This is a genomic window from Pseudonocardia sp. KRD291 (genome assembly GCF_019263595.1).
Taxonomy (GTDB): domain Bacteria; phylum Actinomycetota; class Actinomycetes; order Mycobacteriales; family Pseudonocardiaceae; genus Pseudonocardia.
In genome coordinates, this window is sequence record NZ_JADQDD010000314.1 from 1 (window position 1) to 6,733 (window position 6,733).

At 76.5% G+C, this 6,733-nt stretch carries 4 protein-coding genes and 1 riboswitch; of the genes, 1 reads left to right on the forward strand and 3 read right to left on the reverse strand.

The features are described from left to right. Positions 1–378 precede the first annotated feature (378 nt). On the reverse strand, positions 379–1,368 hold the full coding sequence (gene holA / locus I4I78_RS28125; protein ID WP_218614525.1) for a DNA polymerase III subunit delta: 990 nt from the start codon (positions 1,366–1,368) through the stop codon (positions 379–381). Between the two features lie 126 nt (positions 1,369–1,494). After that, positions 1,495–1,641: riboswitch (SAM riboswitch) on the forward strand. Between the two features lie 6 nt (positions 1,642–1,647). On the opposite strand from holA, the gene thrC reads away from it, so the two are divergent. After that, a complete protein-coding gene (gene thrC, locus I4I78_RS28130) occupies positions 1,648–2,916 on the forward strand; it encodes a threonine synthase (RefSeq protein ID WP_218614526.1) in 1,269 nt (422 codons plus the stop codon). Here the strand turns inward: thrC and I4I78_RS28135 are convergent. Next, positions 2,819–5,371, reverse strand: coding sequence for a DNA internalization-related competence protein ComEC/Rec2 (locus I4I78_RS28135; protein WP_218614527.1), 2,553 nt, complete (start codon positions 5,369–5,371; stop codon positions 2,819–2,821). The two genes, thrC and I4I78_RS28135, sit on opposite strands and share 98 nt — an antisense overlap. A 29-nt stretch (positions 5,372–5,400) precedes the next feature. Beyond that, positions 5,401–6,609 (reverse strand): helix-hairpin-helix domain-containing protein, encoded by a 1,209-nt coding sequence (locus tag I4I78_RS28140; RefSeq protein ID WP_308252407.1) that lies wholly within the window; start codon positions 6,607–6,609, stop codon positions 5,401–5,403. Positions 6,610–6,733 lie beyond the last annotated feature (124 nt).

Consider the following 6,733-nt stretch of genomic DNA (forward strand, 5'->3'; position numbering starts at 1 on the left):
ATGATGCGGACGGGGTGTCGGGTTCGGTGGGCGGCGCGGAGCTCTCCGACGTCCTCGCTTCCCGGCCGCGCCGGGCTCCCGGCCGCGCCGGTCCCCCGGCCGCGGGCCGGGCTTCGCGCGGCGCGCCGGTCGTCGCTGCGCGCTCGCGGCCGCGGTCGCTCGACGAAGACGGGCGCGCGGTGACATGCCGGGCGCGCGTACGTCGTGGTGTCGTGACCCCACCGGTACGTGCCGCACCCGGCGGTCGCGGCCGAGGCCACGACTGCGGCGATCCGCACCCCTGCCGTCCGTCCGCACCTCCTGCACCGGGTGCGGACCGCTGCCAGGGGTGCGGATCGCTGCCAGCGGACGGGGTGTCGGGGCGTCGGGACGTCGGGGTCAGCGGGCGGCGCGGGCGTCCAGGACGGCCAGGACGGCGCGTTCCAGGGCGTAGGCGGGGTCGGCCGCGGCGCCCTTGACGTCGGCGTTGACCCGGGCGGTGGCGGCGACCGCGACGGACAGGGTCTCCGGGCGCCAGGCGCGGACCTGTCCCTGCGCCTTGCGGACCTTCCAGGGCGGCATGCCCAGCTCGCCGGCCAGCCGGTTCGGGTCGCCGCGACCGGCCGAGCCGACCTTGGCCAGTGTCCGCACCGCGTCCGCGAGCGCGTCCGCGATCAGCACGTGCGGGGTACCCAGCACGAGCGCCCACCGCAGCGCCTCCAGGGCCGCGGCGCGGTCCCCGGCGATCGTGGCGTCGGCGACGGCGAAGCCGGTCGACTCGGCGCGCCCGCGGTGGTACTGCCGCACGCCGTGCTCGTCGATCCGGCCCCCGGTGTCGGCCACCAGCTGCCCGGCGGCCGCGGCGAGCTCGCGCAGGTCCGACCCCACGGCCTCGACCAGCACCGGGACGGCGTCCGGGCTGATGCTGCCGCCGTGCCGGCGTACCTCCGCCCGCACGAAGTCCGCCCGCTCCTCGGGCCGGGTGACCCGGGCGCAGGTGGTCGTCTCGGCGCCCGCCTTGCGCATCAGGTCGACCACGGCCTTGCCCCGGGCGCCGCCGGCGTGCTGGGCGACCAGCACGATCCCGGGCGCCGGGTCCCCGGCGTAGGCGGCGATGGCCGCGGTGAGGTCCTTGGTCGCCTCGTGCGCGGCCATCAGCACGATCACCCGCGCCTCGGCGAACAGCGACGGGCTGAGCAGTCCGGCGAGCTCACCGGGCGCGATGTCGGAGGTGCGCAGCCGGCGCAGCTCGACCTCCGGGTCCTGCGTCCCGGCCCGTCGCACGATGTCCTCGACGGCGCGTTCGGCCAGCAGCTCCTCCTCGCCGACGACGAGCTGGAGCTGCGCGGGAGGGCTGTCGTCACGGGCCGCGGAGCTCACGGTTCCCATGGTGGCCCACCGCCCCGACACCGGGTGACCCGGATCCCGTTCGGCGGCTCGGACTGGAAATCGTCGTCCGCGTTGTCGTACTGTCGAACTGCCCCCGTGTGATCACGGGTGGTCACAACTACACATGGCTCATCCAGAGGGGCAGAGGGAACGGCCCGTTGAAGCCCCGGCAACCGACGTCGCACGACGATCCGCCCGATCACGCCTGCGCGTGACCGGACGTCGACGAACACGGTGCCAACTCCGACCCGCACAGTGCGGGACAGATGAGGAGATCTCGTGACACTCACTGCTGCCCAAGAGACGGCGACCGGCTACGACCTGGGCCCGGCCCGCGCGCTCAGCTGCCGCGAATGCGGCCACGAGGTGCCGCTGGCCGCCGAGTTCGCGTGTCCGCGGTGTTTCGGCCCGCTCGAGGTGGCCTACGACTTCCCGAACGTCACCCGCGCCTCGATCGAGGCCGGCCCGAAGTCGATCTGGCGCTACAAGGACCTGCTGCCGGTGCCGTCCACGGTCGCCGAGCACCCGAACACCGAGCCCGGCCTGACCCGGTTGATCCGGGCCGACCGGCTCGCCGCCGCGCTGGGCGTGCGCAAGCTCTGGGTCAAGGACGACACCGGCAACCCGACGCACTCGTTCAAGGACCGGGTCGTCGCCGTCGCGCTGGCCGCGGCTCGCGAGCTGGGTTTCACCGTGCTGTGCTGCCCCTCGACCGGGAACCTGGCCAACGCGGTGGCCGCCGCGGCCGCCCGCGCCGGATGGGACTCGGTCGTGCTGATCCCGTCCTCGCTGGAGCAGGCGAAGATCACCACCACCGCCGTCTACGGCGGCACGCTGCTGGCCGTCGACGGCAACTACGACGACGTGAACCGCCTGGCCACCGAGCTCGCGGCCGAGCACGAGGAGTGGGCGTTCGTCAACGTCAACGTCCGCCCCTACTACGCCGAGGGTTCCAAGACGCTGGGCTACGAGGTCGCCGAGCAGCTCGGCTGGCGCCTGCCGCAGCAGATCGTGGTGCCGGTGGCGTCCGGCTCGCAGCTGACCAAGGTCGACAAGGGTTTCCAGGAGTTCGGCAAGCTGGGCCTCGTCGAGCCGACCCCCTACACCGTGTTCGGTGCGCAGGCCACCGGCTGCTCGCCGGTGGCCTCGGCGTTCGAGGCCGGTCACGACGTGATCCAGCCGGTCAAGCCGGACACGATCGCCCGCTCGCTGGCCATCGGCAACCCCGCCGACGGGCCCTACGTGCTGGACTCGGTGCGCCGCACCGGCGGTGCGATCGGGCACGTCAGCGACACCGAGGTGGTCGAGGGCATCCGGCTGCTCGCGCAGACCGAGGGCGTGTTCGCCGAGACCGCGGGTGGGGTCACCGTGGCCACCGCGAAGAAGCTGATCGAGGCCGGGAAGATCGACCCGGACGCCGAGACCGTCCTGCTGATCACCGGCGACGGGCTCAAGACGCTCGACGCCGTCTCCGGCGAGGTCGGCCCGACCGCGACCGTGCCGTCGACCAGCAAGGCCGTCCGCGAGGCCCTGTCCCACCTGGGCTGAGCGGACCGGTCGGGCGGCCGGGTCGCCGGCCGCCGGACCGCCGGGGTGCGGGCTGGGGGTCGCCGCGGGCGACCAGGGCGAGCTCGGGGCGGCCGTCTCCGTCGGCGTCCTCGGCGGCGGTGACCGCGACGTCGCCGGAGAGGTCGGTGCGGGCGACCACGACCCCGGCCCGGGTCAGAGCCTCGATCATCTCCGGGTTCGGGTGCCGGTAGGTGTTGCCCGCGCCGACGCTGACCAGCGCCGCCCGCGGGCGCACGGCGTTCAGGAACGGGACCGAGCTGTAGCGGGACCCGTGGTGGGGCATCTTCAGGACGTCGGCCTGCAGCGGCACCCCGGCCGCGAGCAGGTCGCCCTGCGAGGACAGCTCGACATCCCCGGTCAGGAGCACGCTGCCGGCCGGGGTCTGCGCACGCAGGACCAGCGACCCGTCGTTGACCGCGGTGCCGTCGTCCGGGTCGACGTACTCCGAGGGGTGCAGCGGGCCGAGCACGTCGATCCGCAACGCCGGCCAGCTCAGCGACCGCCCCGCCGAGAGCCCGACCAACGGCGCTCCGGCGCTCGACGCCGCCGAGGCCACCTTCTGCAGGCCCCCGCGTGGTTCGCGGACCGGCCCGACGGCGACCGCGGACGTCGGCCGGTCACGCAGGGCGCCGTCGACGCCGCCGATGTGGTCGGCGTGCAGGTGGCTCACGACCAGCAGCGCGATCCCCTGCACCCCGAGGCGGTCCAGGCAGGCGTCGGTGGCACCGTCCTGCGGACCGGTGTCGACCACGACGACCCAGCCCGGCGTCCCGGTGGCCAGCACCAGCGCGTCGCCCTGGCCGACGTCGCAGGCGACCACGCTCCAGCCGGCCGGTGGCCATCCGGGCGGGACGACCCGGGTCGGGATCAGCACCAGGAGCAGGCCGAGCAGGATCGCCAGCAGCAGCGCCCGGATCCGGGGCCTGCGGCCGAGCGCGAGCAGGAGAAGCAGCACGCCGGTGAGCAGCAGCGCGCCACCGAGCCCGTCCGGCCACGGCAGCACCCCGCCCGGGACCGCGGCCGCCCGGTCGGCCACGAACACCAGCCACCGCACGGCGGGCCCGGCCAGCCACGCGCACGCCTGCGCCGCGTCCGGGCTCAGCGGGGAGACGACCGCGCCCAGTACCCCGAGCACCGTCGCGGGCGCGACGGCCGGGACGACCAGCAGGTTCGCCGCGACCGAGACGAGGCTGACCTGTCCGCTCAGGCCGGCGATCAGCGGCGCGGTGGCCAGCGCCGCGGCAGCCGGGACGACGAGCGCCTCGGCCGCCCCCGGTGGGACACCCCGGCCGCGCAGCCGCGCCGCCCACCCGGGTGCGAACAGCACCAGCGCACCGGTGGCCAGTACGGAGAGCCCGAACCCGGCATCGAGCGCGAGCGTCGGGTCGACGAGAAGCAGGATCAGCACGGCCGCGGACAGCGCCGGGACCGCGGACCGGGCGCGGCCCAGTGCCAGCGCGAGCAGCACCACCCCGCCCATGACGGCGGCCCGCAGCACCGACGGCGACGGGCGGGCCAGCACCACGAACCCGACGATCGCGAGCGCGGCCAGCACGGCGGCGAGCCGAGGGTCGGCGCGGAACAACCGCAGCAGGAGCAGCACCGCCCCGGCCACGATCGCGAGGTTCGAACCGGACACCGCGGTCAGGTGGGTGAGCCCGGCAGCGCGGAAGTCCTGCTCGACCTCCGGGGTCTGGTTGCGGACGTCGCCGACCGCCAGCCCGGGCAGAAGCCCGGCCGGGGCGGTGGGCAGCGCGCGGGCGGCGGCGTCGCGCAGGCCGTCGCGCAACGTCCCGGCGCCGGTCTGCCACCACGGCGCGGGCGCGACCGCCTCGGGTGAGCCGCGCACGCGCAGCACCGCGACGGTCAGGTCCGGCCGCTGCGCCGGGGCGAGCAGTCCCTGCGCGGAGACCTCCTGTCCGGGCAGCAGCCGGTCCCAGCCCTCGGCCGGTGTCAGCAGCAGGATGTCGCCGCCGAGCGACCACCGGCCCTCGCCCGCGGTCGCCGAGACCAGCCGGGCCGGCACCAGCATCCGGGACGCCCCGCCGGGGTCGGAGCCGAACCCGGGATGGCGCAGCGGGCGCGGGTCGTCGGTCAGCACGACCCGGACCTCGGCCGCCGCGCCACGCTCGGCCGCGACCCGCAGCGGGTTCGCGTGCAGCCCGGTGGCGTGCACGGTGATCAGGACGGCGGCCGCGAACGCGCAGCCGCCCGCGGCCACCAGCGCGTACCGCGAGGGAGTGGGCCGACCGGTGAGCCGGGACCGGATCAGGCCGGTCAGCACGGCCGCCGCGGACAGCAACGCCGCGGCGATCCCACCTGCCGGGCCGCCGAGCAGCCCGGCCAGCTGCGCCGCCCACGTCGCCAGCGCGGCCGGGACCAGGCGCAGGTCCGGCCGGGCACCGGGTGGGGGCTCGACGGGGTCGCGGTCCAGGACGGCGTCCGGTCCGCGGCGGCGGCCGGTCACACGACCACCAGCTCGCGGAGCTGGGCGAACCGCCGTTCGCCGATGCCGTCGATCTCGCGCAGCTGCTCCAGGCGGTTGAAGCGCCCGTTCTGGCTGCGCCAGTCGAGGATCTTCTTGGCCGTCACCGGACCGACCCCGGGCAGCGCGTCGAGCTGCTCGGCGGTGGCCTCGTTGAGGTTCACCTTCGCCCCGGCCGGGGCGCCGCCACCGGCGCTGCCGGCCGCGGCTGCCCCCGGGGAAGCACTCGCTCCGGCAGGCTCCCCACCGGCGCCACCTGCCGCCGCGCCGCCGCCCGCAGCAGGCCCCGCGGTCTGTGCGTCGGGGGCCGGCTTCACCCCGATCGCGATCTGCTCCCCGTCACCGAGACGCCGCGCCAGGTTGAGCACCGACAGGTCGACGTCGGGCAGTGCGCCCCCGGCCGCGTCCACCGCGTCGGCGACCCGGGACCCGTCGGGCACGCGCACGAGCCCGGGCCGGGCCACCTTCCCCACGACGCTGACGACGAGCGGACCCACCTTGGCGGCCGGCCCGGCGGTCGGTCCGCCGGCCGGCACGGCCTCCGGTGCCGCGGCCCCCGAGGGCGGGCCGCCACCGACCGAGACCGCGGGCAGCTCGGCGATCGGCTGCGCCTGCGGCCTGCTCGACCACACCCCGAACCCGGCCAGCACCGCGGCCGCCAGCACGACCAGCACCAGCGCGATCGCGCCCGGCCGGCCCGGGTCGACCAGCGAGTCGGCGAGCGAGGCGGGCAGCCAGCGGTGCAGCGTCCGTCGCACCCGCCCGTTCCCCGCCGGGCGCGGCCGGCGGGGGTCGTCGGCGTCGTGCGGTTCGCTCCCGGCGTCACCGTCGTCGACGTCCCACCCGGTTCCGTCCCCCGGAGCGGCCCGGACAACGGCGTCGTCGGGCACCGCACGGCCCCGGGCGTCCGTGTCGCCGCGACCGACGCCGGTGCGCGGAGCCGGGACGCGGGCGCCGACGTCGCTCCACGATGCGAGACCGGGCCACGGGCCGCCGACCGGCCCGTCGTCGTCGCGCCGACCGGCGAGGCCGGGGATCGGCAACGGCACGGTGTCCGGGTCCCGGCGGGCGTCACGCGCCGGGCGCGACTCCGGGCGTGCGGGCGGGCGCAACGACGGACGCGACGGCGGCCGCGCGGCGAGCGCGGCCAGACGCCGTCCCGGGTCCCACCCGTCTGTCCTGGACACGGATCCGACGCTAGGTCCGCGCGGCGCACCTCCGACCCGTCGATCCGGAACTGTGGACGCCGACGACACGTTGGGGACAACCGTGCTCCCGCCGGCGGTACGAGCCCACGACCGTCGGGCCTCC